Consider the following 18,781-nt stretch of genomic DNA (forward strand, 5'->3'; position numbering starts at 1 on the left):
ATACAAGCACTGTCGTTGCGACGCCTGCTTGGACCAACGGCGCGAGAAGCACCTCTGGGACCTGCACGAGACCAATCCGACCCAATGCGAGCCAGACGCGATACGGCAATCGGTCACGAAGCTTGTCCTTGAACCTGACGGCCCAGTTGTGTGCTCGAAGCGCGAAGGTTCCTCGCGAGCATTCTGCAGGCGCGAGAGACTGGCTTCGCGTGAACTCTAATTGTCGCGTAGTCCACCGAAGGGGGTTGACTAGTATTGCGCGATTTGCTCCGAGTTCTGCGGCAGCGATTGCGGCACTCCACGATCCGGAGCACAAGCCGGCAACTACCAGGTTTTCTGGGCACACGCCAGCGTTTCTGGCCGCCTCTACGCCATCAGCGCGTTGCTCGGGTGTGTAGATGGTGCTGATTTCTCGATCCTGCGCAGCGGTCGTTTCGCCGGTTGAAGTGCGGTCGAAGCGGATAGTCGTGATTCCGTAGCCTGCCAACTCTCTTGCCAACTCAACCCAAAGGCGACTGGGACCGATCCGGTGTTCGGACGCGGTGCCATATAGAACTAGAGTCGGGCCGCCGGGGATGCTCGAGGCCGGCGCTGTGCGGATAGTCAGCATACGGTTCGTGCCGACGTAGGAGATGTATTCGGTGATCGGGATTTCGAACTGAGAGTTCAACAAGGTCGTGGAATGACGAAGATGTGCGGTGACACTTGTGCGTGGCGAGCGCGTCGAATCGCCAATCCATTGCGCCAGAGAAGACACTGTATGCCAGGGTATTTGGACCGCGAAGTCGGCTGGCTCGATGAAGGGGGCCTGGCCGTCGATGTTCATGTGGTCAGCTGACAGTGATTCTACGAGTTGTCTTACTCGTGCAGTGTCGGCGTGCTCTGGCCGCGACGCAACTAGGACCTTAATTGAAGGGTCGATGGGGAGCGCAGTGAGATTCATACCCGAAAGACGTTGTGCAGCAAGTGGGTGCACCGACATCCCGACGAGCGGGATGAGTGGATCGTCGGCATCGGGGGCCGCTGTGAGCCGATTCAATGCCTTCTGCTGCTGAACGAACGTGCGCCCACGGATGACGGGGTCCCAAAGTACCAGCGTCGTCATATCTCGTATCCTCGACGCCGCGGAAGTTGCGACCAACGCGCCTACTCGCAGCCCGACCAGTGTGATCTCGCGAACTCCGCAGGACTGGAGAAACTCAGCAGCCTCCACGACGCTCGACTCCCATATCTGGACAGCGTCTTCTCGGGTCTGTTCACCGGACGAGTCACCTGTGCCTAGATAGTCGAACCGAAGGACTAACATGCCCTGCGCGCAAAGTTTTTGAGCCAGGAGCATCAGGCCGCGATAAGAATCGACATGCTCCTTTCCGATCGGAGGGCACAGCACGACCCCTCCGCGTGCTGTGCCCCCAGCCGGAACGTGCAGTGTGCCGAACAGTGGCGAAGCCTCGTTGCCGAACCAAGTCGTGAACTTTCCGCCATCGGTGGCCACATGCGTTGAGGATGCGCTCTTGTTTATCTCGATGGTGTTCCCAGCAGTGCTCGGTGACGCTCCGAAATGACATGTCGAGCTTGCCGGTTCGACGTGACCGCGCGCTAACCGCATCTGAATCCTTCGACATCCGATTGGACTGAGAGGATGTCCTCAGTCGAGAACGTACTCATCGACAGCTGATCTGCCCCAAAACAATCTACAGGTTTGTTTTGGAAATTGCCAGACAGTTGCGGAAAGTTGACTTTCGTCAGCGCTGAACGAGTGTGCTCACGATTGCGAGGTGGTCGGAGCCGGCGATCTCGACGGTATCGAACGTTGTCGCCGTCAGTTCGGGCGGGACGAGAATATGGTCGAGAGCGGCGAATGGCGGCCACGACCAGTTCGCGGGAAAGGTGTTCACGTAGAACCGACCAGCCTGCCTCGCGGCATCCTGCGTTCCACCATGCAGTAAACCTCGAAACTGTCTGTGATCGACGGTTGCGTTGAAGTCGCCGGCGATAACGAGTGGGTTGAGATTCGTGTCCAATAGTGCGCGGATTTGTGCGAGTTCATTGATCCAGTTCGTGGAATCCTGATCTTGTATCGGGGCTGTGATGTGTGTCGCCACCAGGTCGTATTTTCCGCCTTTGAATTCGATTGTTCCTGCGACGCAGGCAAACCCGAACCCTTCCATTTGACGGGGTTCGCTGATCGGGAATCGGCTCCACAGTCCGGTTCCTCGTGCGTCATTGTCTGGCCGGATGACGCTGAACGGGAAGATCCCGGGCATTCCTGCAACTTCCAGTGCGGCCGCAAAGGCCGGGGTCAATTCCTGTACCGCGACAGCGTCGACGTTGTGAAGTCTCGCTGCATCGACGACTGCGTCCACGTCGGCCGCACCCTTTGCGACATTGATCGACATGATTCGCATGGCCTCGCCTGTCCGAGGCGGGGTGACGGGCACCGCGACCTGTGTGCCGATTGCAAACATGATCATCGCCAGCCCGATGATCGAGCCGACCCACTCGCGAGTGGCGAGCAATGTCAGCGTTGCAGGCACCATTGCGAGCGGTAGGTATGGCACTGCGATCACCAGTGAAAGCAGTGCGGGGTTGCGTAGCGGCAAGTATCGAAGGACGAGCAGTCCTGCGCCCACGACGAGGGTGGTCCAGCATGCCCATTTCAGAAACGTCACAACCTCGGTTGTACCGCATCGGTGAAATGATCGCTGGAACGTTACTGGGGTACATTGGTCCACGACAGTCGGCGGGGGAACCGTCAAGTAAATAGCCAAAGAACAGACCGATAGTCTGTCAATCTGGGCTTTTGTGGCGACTGAGATGTTTTGGTCTGTGTGTCCAGGCGGTGGTCCGGACGCGAGCGGGACGGGAAATCGGCCGGCACGATGATTGGAGACGTGACCATGGTCACACGACATGGCCTCAATTCGAATAGCGGTGCGGTAAGCGTCGTCATGGCTTGTTATTCGATGGAGCGGTTGCGGGGGATAGTTGCTGCTGTTCATTCGATTGCAGCGCAGACCTTGCAGCCTGCCGAGATCATCGTTGCGGTCGACCACAATCGCTCGCTCGCGCACACCTTGCGCCGCGAAATGCCGGGCATCTGTGTGATCTCCTACGAGGACGGGCCTCGAGGTGCGTCTGGCGCTCGCAACGCTGGAGTTGCTGTCGTGTCGACGCCCTACACTGCCTTCATCGATGACGACGAGATTGCTGACAGCAGCTGGTTGTCGGAGCTGATCAAACCGTTCGCGGACGAGCGGGTCGTCGGGACGGGCGGACGGTACAGGGCAGTATGGCGATCACCCAAGCCTAATTGGTTTCCGGACGAATTCGGGTGGGTCGTCGGAGAATCGTTTCACGGAATGCCGATCGAGACCTCCCGTGTTCGCAACGTCTGGAGTGGCAGCATGGCCGTTCGTACAGCGGCTTTCCGCGCGGTCGGAGGATTTCGAGTCGGGTTCGGCAAGAGCGGCGAGCGATCGCAACCCGAGGATACCGACCTGTGTATCCGAATGGCGGAACTTGGCAACGACTTTCATTGGATGTACGTGCCGACATCGGTGATCGATCACGATATTCCTTTGGAACGCAGCACGTTTCGCTTCTTCCTGGCCCGCTGCTATTCCGAGGGGAAGGGAAAGATCGAACTGCGAGACGACCGGAACGGCTCGGAGGAACTCGACGATGAGCGTGACTACGTGCGCAGTGTTCTCACCAGCGGGCTTCGGCGATACGTCTTGGGGGGTCGGGTGTCCCTATCGAGGGCAGGGGCCGTAGTTGCCGGAATCGTTTCGGCGGGTATGGGCGCCCTGTCCGCCATCATGTGCAGGCGTCGGCACTTTGTAGGCCCGTGATGACGAACAAGGGGCCGCGAATCTACGCGGATGCAGCGTCGATGGCGTCGTCCCAGGTCATCAATGCCGCACTAGGCATGGGATTTTGGGCAGTCGCGGCTGTAGTTTTACCGCCGGCACAGCTGGGCGTCATGACAGCGCTGCTTGCGCTCGTTACCGCTCCGGCAATGGTAATCGGTACCGGAGTCGGCGATGTCTTCAATTCGATGATGCCCGCAGCAGGTGCAAGCCTCGGCGCCGTGCACCGGCGAGGTCTGCGGGTGTTCTACATGTTGTCGGTTCCTGTGGGCGTCATTGCAGCAGTCGCGGCGGTTTGGTTCATTCCGGAAGTGAGGGGCTCGATTCCGGTTGCCTGCCTAGTGTTTGTGGGTGTTGTCGTCTGGGGCATGTTCATTCTGCAGAACAGCACTTTGACCAGTTTGGACGAGTCCCGGAAGCTGCCCTTGATCAACGGGATCGTCAGCGCTGGTCGCATTGGTGTTCTTCTCGCGTTGGTGTGGTTAGCGAATTGGCAACCGGTGGTCATGTCGACGGTCGTGGTAGGCGGAGCGTCGGTTGTGTTCATGCGGTTGATGATCGGCCGTATCGTCGAACGGCGATCGGCTACCTCGCCCCCTGGCCTGTGGACTGAAGGCAACGCGTCGGCTGAGGTCGTGAGAATGTGCAGGCAAGCTGTCCCGACCCAAGCCATGGGTGTCGGGGTGATCCTTCTGATGCCATTTCTCGTCACCGCCTATTCCGGTCCAGTTCAGGGCGCAGTTTTCTCTCTTTCGATGAGCATCGCACAGACTCTCGAATTCGTCGGCTCTGCCATGGGGACTTCCCTCGTGGTTCACGCCTCGAAGAACCCGAAAGATGGTTCCAAGATGGCGTTGGTTTTGTTTGTGAGGGTTTCTGTTTTGGTCGCGGTGGGCGGGGTGTTGGTCTCGCTGGGTGCACCGATTATCTTCGGAATACTCGATCCCGAGTATCTGGATTTGGATGCCGAACTTGTCGTGATCATCCTTGCGATCGGGTCGTTGATGAGAACGATGTTCGTGGTGTGGTCTGCGTTGCAGCGAGCGAGGCGCGAGATCGGACCATTGGTGGTCATCAACGGTCTGTTCGCCGGACTTCTCATGGTGGTCTTGCCTTTCGCGTGCTTTCTCTGGGGAGCTGTGGGTGCTGCGGTTGCTGTCGGTGTGGCCCAGACGGCGGCTAGCATCGCCGCAGTCTTCGGGATAGCTCGGCGTCGAGATGCAATAAGAAGGCGGGTGTTTCAGTATGAGGTTTGAAGAAGATGTCAGAAATCAGGACGCCGGTGAGCCAGCCGCACAGGGCCTTCGGCGTGATGGACTCACGAATCTCGATCCGGTGATGACGCCGACGGCCGGAATCGAATTGTGGGCAGGGGCCATTTGGATAGGTCAGGTGGACGAGTGGGAGCTACTTGCATCGAGTGTCATCGAATTGACCGGGGGAACAGCGTACGGACGTGCTCGCCTGCTGGTCGCCCGACTCAACGGATCATTTGCCTTTGTCGAGGTTCAAGTCGCGAACGGAATGATCAGATCGAAGGAAGTACTGGCCTACTTGCCGGATTCCGAGCCTGTAACCACTTCACCGGCTCCCGAAGTGCCTGTCACATTGATCATTTGTACGATGAATCGACCGGACATGCTCCGTGAAGTTTTGACTTCACTCGCCGATCTCGACTACCGAAACTACGACGTGCTTGTCGTGGACAACGATCCTTCGTCCGGGTTGACACCGCCGATAGTGGACGCTTTTGCCGGAGTTCGGATCGTTGATGCGCCGGAACGTGGCCTGTCCAAGGCACGAAACATAGGCCTAGTTGCGGCCACTGAAGAGTTCGTGGCATTTACGGATGACGATGTCGTGATTGACAAGAACTGGCTCCGTGAGTTGGTCGGCGGATTCGCAGTCGCGGAGGACGTCCACATCGTCACAGGTCTCGTGCCGACAGGTGAGGTATCGACTCCTGCTCAAGCCTTTTTCGATCGTCGCGTGAGTTGGTCGAAGAATCTTGTGCGAACGACGTACCGCTTGTCAGCTCCGCCTGAGAACGACGCTCTGTTCCCTTTCCGTGTGGGCGATTTCGGGACGGGTGCCAATTTCGCGGTAAGACGATCCGTGATGCTCGAACTCGGCGGATTCGACGAGGGGCTAGGGGTGGGATCGCCGTCAGGCGGCGGTGAAGATATCGACATGTTCGTCAGGGTCATTCTCGACGGGGGTGCGCTGGTCTACGCGCCTGCTGCGCGAGTCTGGCACCGCCATCGCATCGATTCAGCGGGATTGAGTAAACAGATGGCCGACTACGGCCTCGGCTTGGGAGCCTGGTTGACGAAACTCGCTATGGATCCGCGAATAGCGATGATGTTGGCGACGCGTATGGTCAAGGGACTTTCGCACTTCGGGAGCGTCTCCCAACCTGAAGAAGGTCAGATTCGACTTACACCCGATCTTGACAAATTGCCTTGGATCGAGCGGCGCGCATTGTTGCGAGGCCCCGCAGCGTTGGTGCGCTCGCGTTTGGGGGGATTGCGGGGGCGACCACTTCTCCCGAAGGGAACGCGCCCGGTGCGCAGTTCGATAGCCGTCGAATTTCCCGGCGCTAGGTCGATTCGTCGGGCGACTGCGATGGTTGACGCGCGGTGGCCGACCGACGAGCACAGACTGGCAATTCTGGGATTGGTCGGTGGAGTTTGTGGTCTGGTCGGCGCCGGCCTGGGCGCGATCGGCGCTCTCACCGGTGTAGCCGTGATCGTTTTTGTCGCGGTCGGCCCGGGTGCGGCAATTATGTCGTACATGCCTGATCAACCTGGCTACGTACGGGTCGCAGCTGTTCCGGCCCTGGGGATCTCGATCGTCGTGCTGATGACATTCCTGATGACCACAATCGAGGAGTACTATCCCTTTTCGCAGCTCGTGATTCCCAGTCTCGCTACCATCGGAGCATCTCTAGTTCGACTTCTCACCCTCGATAATCGCCCGGAAGTTTCCGGTCGCGAAAACCTCAAGCGACGTATCGGGGCTGTCCTGTCGGGGTTCCGGCGGTCATGACGAGATTGAAGGAGCGTAACGAGCTGTCGTCGACGAAGTCATATGATGCTCCGACTGACCGGCTGACGATTGCTGTCGTATCCGACAGAAAGAGGCGCGATTGGATTTCGTGGGGGATTCTCGTTGCAGCACTGGTGAGTTGGCGGATCGCTGCCCCTTCGCTGTCGACTGCACAGGCGTCGGATTTCGGCCTGCTGTTCGCGGCGTCACCGTTCTTCGCCGGTGCAATCACTTTGTCGGTGATCGGCTTCGCAGTCGCAATGTCACGAAGGAACGACCGTGCAGCGTTCGGCGCGGTGGTGACTGTTGCGCTCGTGCAGAGGACCGCGACACTCATGGCGTCCGATGTGCCGCTGTATACCTGGACGTACAAGCATCTTGGGGTCACGGATCTGATCCAGCGAAGCCATTTCCTGGCACGAGGTGTCGATGTGTACAACGGGTGGCCTGGCCTCTTCACGGCAACGGCTTGGTTCTCTCGCGTTACCGGCGTGCCGGACATAACCGTTGCGAACTGGTTCGCGATCGCTGCGCATCTCCTCATGGTGATTCTGTTCTACTGCATGGCGAGGGCGTGGAGGCTGGATGTCCCGACCGCTATTTCCGCCACGTTTCTCTTCGAGGTGCTCAATTGGGTGGCGCAGGATTACTTCGCCCCTCAATCGCTGGCTCTGATCCTAGTTCTTGCGTTCTTAACCCTGGTTGGATCCTCGCGAGACCGACCTAACCTTGTCGTCGTCATGATCGTGGTCTTCTGCGCGATAGTAGTCACTCACCAACTCACTCCGTATTGGATGGGATTGATCCTGTTGGCGCTCATGATCTTTCGAATGCTTCGGCCGTGGTGGTTGACATTCGTGTTCGCTGCAATAGCCATTGGTTTCCTCATCCACAACTGGGACAGTGCAGGTGACTTTGCGAAATTCTCTTTCGACGTGACGTCGAACGCGAAGTCCAACCTCGCCGGAGCGAATCTCACGCCGACTGCAGGACAGGCATTTGCAAGTAAGACGATGCGTTTCTTGACTGTCGGACTGTTGGTTTCCTCCGCGGTCACGGCAATTATCATGTGGCGCAAGAAGATGCCGGTACTTGCTCTCGCGATTGTCGCGTTTTCTCCCCTCGCCATTCTGGCCGGGCAAGGCTATGGTGGTGAAGCGATCTTTCGTGTCTATCTTTACTGTTTGGTGGGTTGTTCCCTGCTGCTTGCATTTCCGGTCACTGCGATGCTCCGCGCGTGCCGAGCCTCGAGGATGAAGCTAATAGCGGCGGGCATCCTGCTCATCGGTGTCACGCTGTCTTCATCAGAAGCGTATTTTGGTGCGTGGTTCGCCTACTTGACGAAACCTGCAGTAGTTAAGGGCGCTTCCGAGGTATTGGAGTCGGCGGATCCCTATGGTGTACTGAGGGTTCCGTCCCCGGCGTGGCCTGATCGGCCAACTCAGGCTTATCTGCGGTTGGCCGGCCTCGATCCGAAGTTCGATGTGCAACCGGAGGCCGCGACTCTTTTCTACGGTGCAGACTTTGCGACTGACGAAGAGTACGCGAAGTTCAATGAATACTTCGTCGCTGACCACCGGACAACGTACTTCGCGATTTCCGATCAAATGGTTTTCTACAATTGGTACTTCGGGCTCTCCCCACGGGACGCATTGCCGAATCTGGAGGCACGAATGCGGTTGGACCCGATGTGGAAAGTCTTCCTCGAAGGTAGTGGATTCGTAGTCTTCGAGCGAGTGGCCGTTAAGGATGAAAGTGGTAACGATGGCTGATCGCAGACTGCGAATTCTTGCGTCGACGCTGACTCGCGATGTCACGGGTATCGAGCACAGTGTTATTCGGTTGCTCCCACGTCTCGGTGAGCAAGGTGTGAACGTTGTCATGGCCGCGCCCTCTGGTGGTGAGCTCGAACAGACGTGGAACGAGATGGGACTCGAATTCATACCGATGCCAGACGGGGCGCGTGTCGGTCTGCATGATTCCTCTGGCGCTTCTCAGACTCCGGCGACGTTGTTGTCGCAGATCCCGCGGTCTGCGACGTGGGTTTCAAAGCTTTTGGTACATGCTCGGCGTGCTGATGTCGTCCACTCGAATTCGCTCTTGTCACATCTGGATTGCGTTGCGGCTGGCAGGTTGGCGCGAACACCTGTTGTGCTCGAGATTCACGACATACTCGACCCGGGGCGAGGTCGGAGTCTGCTGAGTTCGGCCGTTCGTGGGGCCTCAGCCGCGATCGCAGTGAGTAATGCTGCACGGCAGCAGCTTTCGAAGTCGGCTCAGAGAAAGACGACAGTAGTTCCTCAGGGCGTCGACTCGGCGGTCTTTGCGCCAGGACCAGCTACGGTGCGAGCTGAGCTCACCGATGCCCCCGATTCTGCATTGGTCGCAGTCGTTGGACGGGTCGACCCTGTCAAAGGAATCGACACCTTGATCGAGGCAGTATCCCAGATCCGTTCCCGCGGCAAGGACTTACATCTGGTCATCGTTGGCAGGTCGAGCCCGGGGAACGAGCGCTATGGCGAGAATCTTCGCCGAAAAGCTGCGGAATTGGCTCCTGGTGCTGTCAGATTTGTCGGACAACGGAACGATGTTGCGGCCATTTTGCGGTCGGTTGACATCCTGTGTGTTCCCTCCGCGCGAGAACCCTTCGGGCTCATAGCGATCGAAGCGATGTCAGTTGGTACTCCGGTGGTGGCCAGTCGGACCGACGGTTTCCTCGATTACGTCGTCGATGGTGAAAACGGACTGCTGTCCGTACCGGGTGATTCCGCAGACGTGGCCGGGAGAATTCTGTCCCTTCTGGATGACAGGCAGCTTCGCGCTCGGTTGGTGACCGGTGCACGCAGGTCGGTATTGGAGGACCACGCGGTCTCAGCGCGAGCTGATCGACTGATTGACGTCTATCGAAGGGTTGCGAAATGAGTGGGAGTACGCGTGTCGTGGTGCGGGCTGGGATGATTCTCTCGGTGGCCTCACTACTATTGGCTACTTCGTGCACCACCGGTGAACCCCCGAGTCCAATGATGCGAATGGTCTCGAGCGATTTCGGCACAGACGAATTCGATGGTGCTGCAGGGGATTCTCCTGACGCGGCGATGTGGGGATTCGATGTCGGGGGCGGAGGTTGGGGAAATCAGGAGAAGCAGATCTATACCGACAACGCCGAAAACGCGCGTTTGGATGGAAACGGTAATCTCGTGCTCGAAGCTCGTCGGGTCCTGGGGGGATTCACTTCGGCGAGGATCGTGACAAGGGACAAGTTTTCGTTCACCGAGGGCACGATTTCTGCCCGCATAAAGTTCCCGATGGCGCAGGGAATCCATCCGGCATTCTGGTTACTCGGCGAGAATTTGGCGACGGTGGGCTATCCGGAGAGCGGCGAGATCGATGTAATGGAGTTGGTGCACAATGCCACTGAGTATCACAACGCAATCCACGGTCCGTGGTCCGATCCTTCTGCACACACAGAAGGCAAGTGGAAGATGTCGTCGGATGGTTATCTCGGCGGTGATGCCTCGGACACCTTCCATGTCTACGAGGTGACGAGAAGATCTGACTCCATCTCGATCTTCATCGACGGTGTAATGGTGGGCGAGTATTTGCGCAGCGAGTCGCCGGACGGCTCCAAATGGGTATTCGACAAGCCGTTCTATGTCGTAATGAACATAGCGGTGGGCGGAGAATGGCCCGGGCCGACGGATGCAACCACCCCGGAGGTGTCGACCTTGACCGTCGACTGGATTCGATTCACGCCTTGAAAGTGAATAATGTCTAGGTACAAAATTTCTGCAGTTGATCAGATGCGGGTTCGTGATCGTGCGCTCGTCATCGGCGGACCAGTTGGTGTCATCTCGTCGAGTGATCTGCGGAGCGCGCTGATCGAGATTGCTCGGATCGGTCCGCAGACGAGGTTCGGATTGCGCGCGGATTCCTCTCGCCGTCGTTGGCTGTTCGATCCGGATGCTGTTGGCGCGGCAGTCGAAGAAGTTCCGCCCACCGACGCGGCGGACATTTCGAGATTTGCGACCGCCGTATTCAATTCGGATTTGACGCACTCGTCGATCCGAATCGTTGCGTCGGGGGAATATGTTGCATGTTTGGGTTCGCACGGCATCTCCGACGGGATCGGTGGTTCGCGATTGTGGGCTGCCCTTGTCAGCACCGCTCAATCAGGGCAACTACCCTCATCTCTGCATACAGCGGAGTCGAGACTTCCTTTGTCGCGCACAATTATTCGGTCTTTTGCAGCTGATCCTCGGCGGCTCGGAGCGGCCGTTCGATGGCATTCGCACGTGCGTGGAACACGGATTGAGGCGGTTTCGGCGACTCACCGAACGCCCTGGCGGCCCAACCCGGTCAGTCTTTCGCTCCCGATGGATCCGCAAGTTGCACGTCGACTAGTGTGCTGGCGCGACGAGCACGCACCGTCGGCGTCTCTGCGCGCGATAACACTGTTTGTTTTTCTTGCTGCCTTGCGAGGTCATGGAGTGGAAACCGCGTCCAATGCGCTCGTGTTGATGGACGCGCGCAGATATGCGCATCCGTCGACCGTGGTCAATGGTAATTTTGCTGTGGGGCAATATGTTCCGGTGGGTGAATCCGTGACTTTGTCGGAGGTCAGTCGGGGTATCGCGGGGGCACTCGTTTCGGGTCACCCGTTGCTGACCCTTTCAGCGATCAGCGCGAAGGCGACTGTGGCTTCGGTCCTCGGGAGGTCCCACGCCACGGTCGCCGAGGCGAGCGTGAGCATCAAGCCTCACGCCTTGGTTTCATACTCGGACATAGGTCGTCTTCCCAATTCGGATGAAATCAGATGGACAGGCGATCCGCTGTGTGTGGCGGCCACCGATCCATATGGAGCGGAAGGAATCGCGTTCCTCGGTGCAGAGATCGATGGGCGACGTCACTTTTCAGTTACCTTCCACAGCAACGTATTCGATACCGAAATGATCAGGAGGGTGCTTCGAGCGGTCGCTTGCGATCCCACCGCACTGCTGGATGAATGTCGGTAACTCCGCGTATCAGTTCTCGTGGAACCAACGTACGTAGTCGACAGTCATCGTGGATGGCCAAGGTGTGGTTGAATCGGTTAAACCTGGCCAGGTTCCACCAACGGCAATATTCAGTAAGGTGTATGCGGGAGCGTCGAACACCCATGCCTCCGCTCCGGATACCTGTGACCGATCGAGGTACAGCATTCGAACGCCGTCGATGTAGGTCTCGATTCGTCCGGGCCGCTTGAGTATCCCGTAGGTGTGGAATGCGGTGAAGTCGGTGCCGGGTCGTGCGCCGCCGACACTGCGGTCCCAAACTCCGGTCACACGTGTTCCTGATTTGGTAGGGCCGTGCACGGCGCTCGTGTATGTCTTCGCATCGTTGATGGTTTCGATTGCGTCGATTTCGCCACAGCCGGGCCAACCGGCTGTATATAGATTCGTGCCGAGCGTCCAGAATGCCGGATGCATGCCCTTTCCTGCTGGCAGTTTTATTCGCGCCTCGACTAGTCCGTAAGTGAAGTCGACCTTGCCGAAAGTTCCAAGTCGTGCGGAAGTGATTGTGTTGCCTACTTTTTGGGCCTGAATGAGGAGATTTCCTTGCCCATCCAGTCTCGAGTTGGACCGCGAGTCGGTGTACACCTGCTTTTCGTTGTTCCCCCAACCTCCGCCGGTTTCGTAGCGCCAGATGGCTGGGTTGGGGGCTGAATTTGCAGGGCCATTGAACTCGTCGTATGCATAGACCGTAAAACGATCTGCTGCGCGTGCTGGCGACATAAGAGGAGGCAAGCTAATCGTTGCCGTCGCCAGAGTCGTTGAAAGAAGGGCAATTCGAAGAAGTGCTGAAATTCTCATGCGCAGATCGTATGGGCGAGATATCACCTTCGGGACCATTGATCCCAAGATTGTTATCAGTTCGATATATAAAATTACTCGAAGTTTGTTAGCAAGTGTGGTATCCAACCAATTGATCGACTATTTGGGGTTGAACAGTGTTTCGCCCCAGTAGCTCCCGTCGGCGAGACCGCCGGGGCAAGCGAAGACCGCAGAACCGACGTGCTGGATGTATTCGTTCAGCGCATCGTGTCGTGAAAGGTTTTGCTGCATCGGAACAAACTGCTCGACCGGATTCCGGCAGTACGCAACGAAAAACAGTCCCGCGTCCAGGTGGCCGAAGCCATCGGAGCCGTCCGTGAAGTTGTATCCGCGGCGCAAGATCTGAATCCCACCGAGTTCCTCGGCAGAGGCCAGGCGCACGTGTGAATCCTCCGGGATGACGAAGTCGTGTCCCATTTTGGAATCGAGATCGAGCTCGTCGAACTCGTCCTTGCCGCCGAGCGGCGCTCCGCTGCGTTTGGAGCGGCCGATGACAGCTTCCTGTTCCTTGAGTACTGCGCGATCCCACTGCTCGATCAGCATGCGGATTCGTCTGGCGACGAGGAATGATCCGCCTGCCATCCAGGCCTGATCGTCAGTGGGATCAACCCAGACGTGCTGGGCGAGTGCGTCCGGATCTTCCGCCTTGATGTTGGCTGTTCCGTCCTTGAACCCGAACAGATTTCGTGGCGTCGCCTGCGTCGTCGAGGTCGAGGATGTTCGTCCGAACCCGAGTTGTGACCATTTGACCGACGCGGTCCCGAACGCGACTCGCGCGAGGTTGCGGATCGCATGGACGGCAACCTGGGGGTCGTTGGCGCACGCTTGGATGGCGATGTCGCCCCCGCTCCGATTCGGGTCGAGGTTGTCCGCCCGGAAGTGGGGGAGATCGAGCAGGGCAGCAGGTTTCTTGTCTGCGAGCCCGAAACGGTCGTCGAAAAGTGACGGTCCGAATCCGATGGTCAGGGTGAGTTGCGACGGCGCGAGATCGAGTGCCTCACCCGTATCGCTCGGTGGTGCATACGGACCGTCGCCGGTCGCTCCGTCTTCGGTTGCTTCCTGACCCGCCGTCATTCGTTCGGCCATCGCCGTCCACGTCTGCAGCAGCGTGATCAGTTCGTCGCGCGACTTCGTCGTCACATCGAAAGCGACGAAGTGCATACGATCCTGGGCCGGCGTCGTGATGCCTGCCTGATGCTCGCCGCGAAAGGCGACCACGTCTGCGTGATCGGCGCCGGAACTCTCGTCGGCGGTCACCCGCCCGATGACGGCACCGGCACCGGCCAGAACGGCGCCGGCCCCCACGGCGCCGAACAGTCGGCGTCGTGAGACTGCGTGCGGTGCTGCGTTTTCCGCAGCGGGTGTGCCTTCTGGTGAATCAGTCATCTACTGTCCCGCGACTACTTCCTGGACCTGGCTGACCTCGGCGGACAGTGCATCGATTTTACGCGAGAGTTCCTGACGCTGCGCCTCGGTGACGGTGTCGTAGTACACGAATCCGTCGCCGACCCGGAACTGCGCCAGCGCAGCGTCGAGGTCGGCGAATCGGTCAGCGATGCGCTGGGCGAGCTCGGGATTACGTTCCTGCAGGATCGGGTTCAGTGCCGCGATCGCCGCTTGCGAGCCGTCGACGTTGGCCTGGAAATCCCACAGGTCGGTGTGCGAGAAGATGTCTTCCTCACCGGTGATCTTGGAAGTCGAGATCTCGTCGAGCAGTCCTTGGGCGTCGCCGGCGATCTTGGTTGGATCGATCGTGTAATCCTCGGCATTCACCTGGTCGGCAAGATACTGAATGTCTTCGAGCAGTTGATCGGCGACCGCGTTGGTATCCGGCTGAAGCCCGGTCACCCACAAATCCTTCTCGAGGCGGTGGAATCCCGTCCAGACCTGACCGGGCTCCAGATCCGCTTCGCGCAGGTCCAGCTTGGGATCGAGTTCGCCGAAGCTCTCGGCTTCGGGTTCGATGCGCTCGTAGTAGGTACGTGCGATCGGGAAGAGTGCCTTCGCCTGGTCGACGTTGCCGGACTGGACGGCGGCGACGAACTGAGCTGCGGTGTCCTGCAGCGCGACGATCTGGCTGCGGATGTAGCGACGGTAACCGTCGGCAGCTTCGGCGAGCTGGCCGCTCTCGTCGGTGGCCGCCTGCGAATCGCCCGTGACGACGAAGTCCTGACGGATGCCGGTTCCGACCATGCCCGGCTTGCACGCGAGTTGATAGGTCGCAGCCTCGGGGAGGGAGACGATCAGCTGCCGGGTAAGGCCGGGGCCGATGTTCTCGACTTCGCCCATCGCTCGATCGCCCTCGGCGAAGACGTAGAACTCGGTGACCTTCGAGCCGTTGTTCGTCACCTGGAACGTCGCACTGCCAGTGGTTCCAGTGGTGGCACTGACGTCACACGAATCGTCGGTGGCCGTGACGACGATGTCGCCGTCGCTCGCGGTCGTCTTCTCGGTGCATGCGGCGAGGGAGAAGGGAAGTACCGCGGCCGTGGCCAGTACGAGGGTGGATTTACGCATGTCGGCAATGCCTCTCAGGATTTTTCGGGAACGTGTGTGTCGTGCGCAGGCGGGGTTGTCGGTTCCGATGGGCTCGACGGAAGGGGACGCAGGAAGAGCGCGAGGACGACTACGAGGTAGACGACCCATGCGACGGCTTGCAGGACGGTCGGGTCCGGGCGGAAGTTGAAGATTCCGGCGAGGACGGTGCCGTACCAGGTCGACGGGTCGTAGCCGGGTGTCAGGTTGAACGCGAGATTCGAACCGCCCGGCAGGACGTTTCCGGTCTGCAGAGCGCGAACACCGTACGAGAGGATTCCGGCGGCTACGACGATGAGGAAGATCGCCGTGTACCGGAAGAAGGTCGTCAGGTTGAGACGGAGGGCGCCGAAGTACATGGCGACGGTCAAGACGGCGGCCAGGAGAATTCCGAGGAGCAGTCCGACCAACGGCCAGGAGCTGCCTGCGGTGTTCTCGGCGTAACCGACCATGAGCAATGCAGTCTCGACGCCTTCACGACCGACCGCGAAGAACGACAGCGACAAGATGGCGACGGGTCCGGCGATCAACGCCTTCTCCATCCCCGCTTTCAGATCTCCGGAAATGTTTTTGGCGGCCGTGCGCATCCACAGGACCATGATCGTGACGATGACGACGGCGATCAGGGAGGCAACGCCCGCGATGATCTCTGCGGTCAGGCCGTCGACCGTCGACGTTCCGTAGTGGATCGCGAAGAAGATGATCGCCACCATCGCGACGGCGATCGCGACGCCGAGCCACACCCATTTCAGTGCGTCCTTGCGCTGCGCCTTCACGAGGTAGGCGGCGAGAATCATCACCACGATGCCCGCTTCGAGGCCTTCGCGCAGACCGATCAGGCCACTGCCGAATAACTGGGTGGCAACTGATGGTGTGCTCGCGGCAGCGAGTACCGACACGGGCACGGGCGACTCCTGACTGAGTGAGTGCAACAGCTTCTGACGAACGCATGAGGCTAGGCCAGCCTTAACTCAGAAGAAGATACTCCATCATCGACGGCGAACCATGCTCTCACCTGTACTTTTGCTGTTCTTTACCAATGGATTCGGGAGTAGTTCACTCGCATGTGGATGATGGAGGGGTGTACCGAACTCCCGCAGCCCGCAGAAGTCCCCGGCGTCTCTCGCGAGCCGTAGCAGCAGTAGCTGCCGGAACAGCTTTGCTGGGCGCAGGCGTCGTGGCTTGCGGATCGAACGAACCGAAAGTAGCCATTCCGGAGGGCATACCCCCAGGTACCGGCTCTCCGACGCCGCCGATCGACATCAATGCTCCCGGCCGCAGTGCTGATCAACTCGCCGACTGGGCAGCGGGATTGTCGGACGACATCGGGATCGGGACGACGGCACTCGAGGCCTACGGGTACGCCGCCGCGGTGATGGCCGAGACGCTTCCCGGCTGCGGAATCGGGTGGACAACTTTGGCCGGTATCGGCAGCGTCGAGAGCCGCCACGGGACCTACGACGGCTCGTCGGTCGACGCGTTCGGCCAGGTTGCTCCGATCATTCGGGGAATCCCTCTCGACGGTGGCCCGGGAGTTGCCGAGATCCCCGACACCGACGGCGGGGCGATGGACGGCGATCCAGTGCACGACCGTGCGATGGGGCCCATGCAGTTCATCCCCGAGACGTGGCTCAAGTGGGGAGTCGACGCCAACGGCGACGGCCGGGTGGACCCCGACAACATCGACGACGCTGCCCTCACGGCCGCCCGCTACCTGTGTGCACGCGGGGGAGACCTCACTTCCGCTGCCGGATGGCAGCAGGCACTGATGGCGTACAACCTCTCGGGCGACTATCTCGCGCTCGTTCGTGATCGTGCGTCGGCGTATTCAGTCGGGGTACGGCCGGACTGACGGTGATCGATCCGCAGGTCGGACCCGTGACCGCGCGTCGATAAAGAAGCCTTCGGCCCGTGCGGTTAGGCTGTGTGCTGGCACTACAGAGGTGCTGGCACTGCAGAGGCCCAGCCGCGATCGTGGTCCTCTTTCGACCGGAGGGGTCGGAGCCCAAGTGTCAAGCACGCAGAGCGTGCCCCAATGCGAAGCCCATTCGAAGGAGAACCACACAGTGGCCAGTATTGAGCAGGTCGGAGCTCGCGAGATCCTTGATTCCCGTGGTAACCCCACGGTTGAGGTCGAGGTTCTGCTCGAAGACGGAAGTTTCGCCAGGGCTGCGGTGCCGTCCGGCGCTTCGACGGGTGAGCACGAAGCCGTCGAACTGCGCGACGGTGGCGCACGCTACGGCGGAAAGGGCGTCGAGAAGGCCGTGGAGGCTGTGCTCGGCGAGATCGCTCCTGCCATCATCGGCATCGACGCAACCGAGCAGCGCACGGTCGACCAGGCGCTGCTCGACGCGGACGGCACCCCGGACAAGTCGCGTCTCGGCGCAAACGCTCTGCTCGGTGCCTCGCTTGCCGTGGCTCGCGCCGCCGCCGAGTCCTCGGGCCTCGAGCTGTTCCGCTACGTCGGTGGCCCCAACGCTCACGTTCTCCCTGTCCCGATGATGAACATCCTCAACGGTGGCGCGCACGCAGACACCGGCGTCGACGTCCAGGAGTTCATGGTTGCTCCCATCGGCGCACCGAGCTTCAAGGAATCGCTGCGCTGGGGCGCCGAGGTCTACCACTCTCTGAAGTCGGTTCTCAAGGAGAAGGGCCTCTCCACCGGTCTCGGCGACGAAGGCGGATTCGCGCCCGACGTCGCAGGCACCAAGGAAGCACTCGACCTCATCACGATCGCCGTGAACAAGACCGGCCTCAAGCTGGGTACCGACGTCGCGCTCGCTCTCGACGTCGCTGCCACCGAGTTCTACACCGACGGCACCGGCTACAAGTTCGAGGGCAAGAACCGCACCGCGGCCGAGATGGCGGCGTTCTACGCCGAGCTCATCGACGCCTACCCGCTCGTTTCCATCGAGGATCCGCTCGACGAAGACGACTGGGACGGCTGGGTCGCACTCACCGATCAGATCGGCAACAAGATCCAGCTCGTCGGCGACGACCTCTTCGTCACCAACCCCGAGCGCCTCGAAGAAGGCATCGTCAAGGGTGCGGCCAACGCACTCCTGGTGAAGGTCAACCAGATCGGCACCCTGACCGAGACCCTCGATGCCGTCGATCTCGCTCACCGCAACGGCTACAAGACGATGATGAGCCACCGTTCCGGCGAGACCGAGGACACCACCATCGCCGACCTCGCGGTTGCCGTCGGCAGCGGCCAGATCAAGACCGGTGCTCCGGCACGCAGCGAGCGCGTTGCCAAGTACAACCAGCTGCTGCGCATCGAGGAAAACCTCGGCGACGCAGCACGTTACGCCGGCGAGGTTGCGTTCCCGCGCTTCGCTTTCGAGGCCTGACGGAAATCTAAGATTCAGTAGTGTCTGCACAGCGCGGTAAGCCACGATCCCCCGGCGGAAGTCCGGGGGGTCGTGGTTCCCGTCGTGGGGACACACCGTCGCG

The 18,781-nt window shown here is 59.8% G+C and carries 14 protein-coding genes; 9 read left to right on the forward strand and 5 right to left on the reverse strand.

From position 1 onward, the window contains the following. Nucleotides 1-1,745 precede the first annotated feature (1,745 nt). Nucleotides 1,746-2,672 carry an endonuclease/exonuclease/phosphatase family protein gene (locus ACN50D_RS25540; RefSeq protein WP_052416977.1) on the reverse strand — a complete coding sequence of 309 codons (927 nt, stop codon included), beginning with the start codon at nucleotides 2,670-2,672 and terminating at the stop codon, nucleotides 1,746-1,748. 228 nt (nucleotides 2,673-2,900) lie between these two features. Here ACN50D_RS25540 and ACN50D_RS25545 point away from each other — a divergent pair, with 228 nt between their 5' ends. The 7 genes from ACN50D_RS25545 (at nucleotide 2,901) to ACN50D_RS25575 (ending at nucleotide 11,932) form a co-directional block, all read left to right on the forward strand. Next, nucleotides 2,901-3,854: a glycosyltransferase gene (locus ACN50D_RS25545; RefSeq protein WP_211920656.1), complete on the forward strand. Its 954-nt coding sequence runs from the start codon at nucleotides 2,901-2,903 to the stop codon at nucleotides 3,852-3,854. Continuing rightward, nucleotides 3,851-5,128 carry a hypothetical protein gene (locus ACN50D_RS25550; RefSeq protein WP_228401202.1) on the forward strand — a complete coding sequence of 426 codons (1,278 nt, stop codon included), beginning with the start codon at nucleotides 3,851-3,853 and terminating at the stop codon, nucleotides 5,126-5,128. Before ACN50D_RS25545 ends, ACN50D_RS25550 begins: the two co-directional genes overlap by 4 nt. Next, entirely contained in the window at nucleotides 5,118-6,920 is a 1,803-nt protein-coding gene (locus tag ACN50D_RS25555) for a glycosyltransferase family 2 protein (RefSeq protein ID WP_064443931.1), read from the forward strand. Before ACN50D_RS25550 ends, ACN50D_RS25555 begins: the two co-directional genes overlap by 11 nt. Beyond that, on the forward strand, nucleotides 6,917-8,692 hold the full coding sequence (locus ACN50D_RS25560) for a hypothetical protein (protein ID WP_211920654.1): 1,776 nt from the start codon (nucleotides 6,917-6,919) through the stop codon (nucleotides 8,690-8,692). The genes ACN50D_RS25555 and ACN50D_RS25560 overlap by 4 nt, the downstream gene beginning before the upstream one ends. Further along, the gene (locus ACN50D_RS25565) at nucleotides 8,685-9,842 is read left to right on the forward strand and encodes a glycosyltransferase family 4 protein (protein WP_211920652.1); all 1,158 of its coding nucleotides are present in this window, start codon (nucleotides 8,685-8,687) and stop codon (nucleotides 9,840-9,842) included. The genes ACN50D_RS25560 and ACN50D_RS25565 overlap by 8 nt, the downstream gene beginning before the upstream one ends. A gap of 107 nt (nucleotides 9,843-9,949) precedes the next feature. Further along, complete coding sequence (locus ACN50D_RS25570) at nucleotides 9,950-10,678, forward strand: glycoside hydrolase family 16 protein (RefSeq protein WP_157770437.1); 729 nt, start codon at nucleotides 9,950-9,952, stop codon at nucleotides 10,676-10,678. 729 nt (nucleotides 10,679-11,407) lie between these two features. Beyond that, nucleotides 11,408-11,932, forward strand: coding sequence for a hypothetical protein (locus ACN50D_RS25575; protein WP_144245859.1), 525 nt, complete (start codon nucleotides 11,408-11,410; stop codon nucleotides 11,930-11,932). 9 nt (nucleotides 11,933-11,941) lie between these two features. Here ACN50D_RS25575 and ACN50D_RS25580 read toward each other — a convergent pair whose 3' ends face one another. The 4 genes from ACN50D_RS25580 to efeU all read right to left on the reverse strand — a co-directional run bounded on the left by ACN50D_RS25580 (nucleotide 11,942) and on the right by efeU (nucleotide 16,224). Beyond that, complete coding sequence (locus ACN50D_RS25580) at nucleotides 11,942-12,769, reverse strand: glycoside hydrolase family 16 protein (protein WP_052416980.1); 828 nt, start codon at nucleotides 12,767-12,769, stop codon at nucleotides 11,942-11,944. Between the two features lie 120 nt (nucleotides 12,770-12,889). Beyond that, a complete protein-coding gene (gene efeB, locus ACN50D_RS25585) occupies nucleotides 12,890-14,176 on the reverse strand; it encodes an iron uptake transporter deferrochelatase/peroxidase subunit (protein WP_211920650.1) in 1,287 nt (428 codons plus the stop codon). Then, a complete protein-coding gene (efeO, locus tag ACN50D_RS25590) occupies nucleotides 14,177-15,307 on the reverse strand; it encodes an iron uptake system protein EfeO (protein ID WP_193595087.1) in 1,131 nt (376 codons plus the stop codon). Nucleotides 15,308-15,321: 14 nt separating this feature from the next. Next, entirely contained in the window at nucleotides 15,322-16,224 is a 903-nt protein-coding gene (gene efeU / locus ACN50D_RS25595; protein ID WP_003946279.1) for an iron uptake transporter permease EfeU, read from the reverse strand. Between the two features lie 140 nt (nucleotides 16,225-16,364). On the opposite strand from efeU, the gene ACN50D_RS25600 reads away from it, so the two are divergent. Together ACN50D_RS25600 and eno are read left to right on the forward strand one after the other, a co-directional pair. Beyond that, complete coding sequence (locus ACN50D_RS25600) at nucleotides 16,365-17,177, forward strand: lytic transglycosylase domain-containing protein (RefSeq protein WP_116058051.1); 813 nt, start codon at nucleotides 16,365-16,367, stop codon at nucleotides 17,175-17,177. Nucleotides 17,178-17,391: 214 nt separating this feature from the next. Next, complete coding sequence (eno, locus tag ACN50D_RS25605; RefSeq protein ID WP_003946309.1) at nucleotides 17,392-18,678, forward strand: phosphopyruvate hydratase; 1,287 nt, start codon at nucleotides 17,392-17,394, stop codon at nucleotides 18,676-18,678. Nucleotides 18,679-18,781 lie beyond the last annotated feature (103 nt).

Origin of the sequence: Rhodococcus sp. SB1D (assembly GCF_048573875.1) — a bacterium.
Lineage (GTDB): Bacteria > Actinomycetota > Actinomycetes > Mycobacteriales > Mycobacteriaceae > Rhodococcus_F > Rhodococcus_F qingshengii.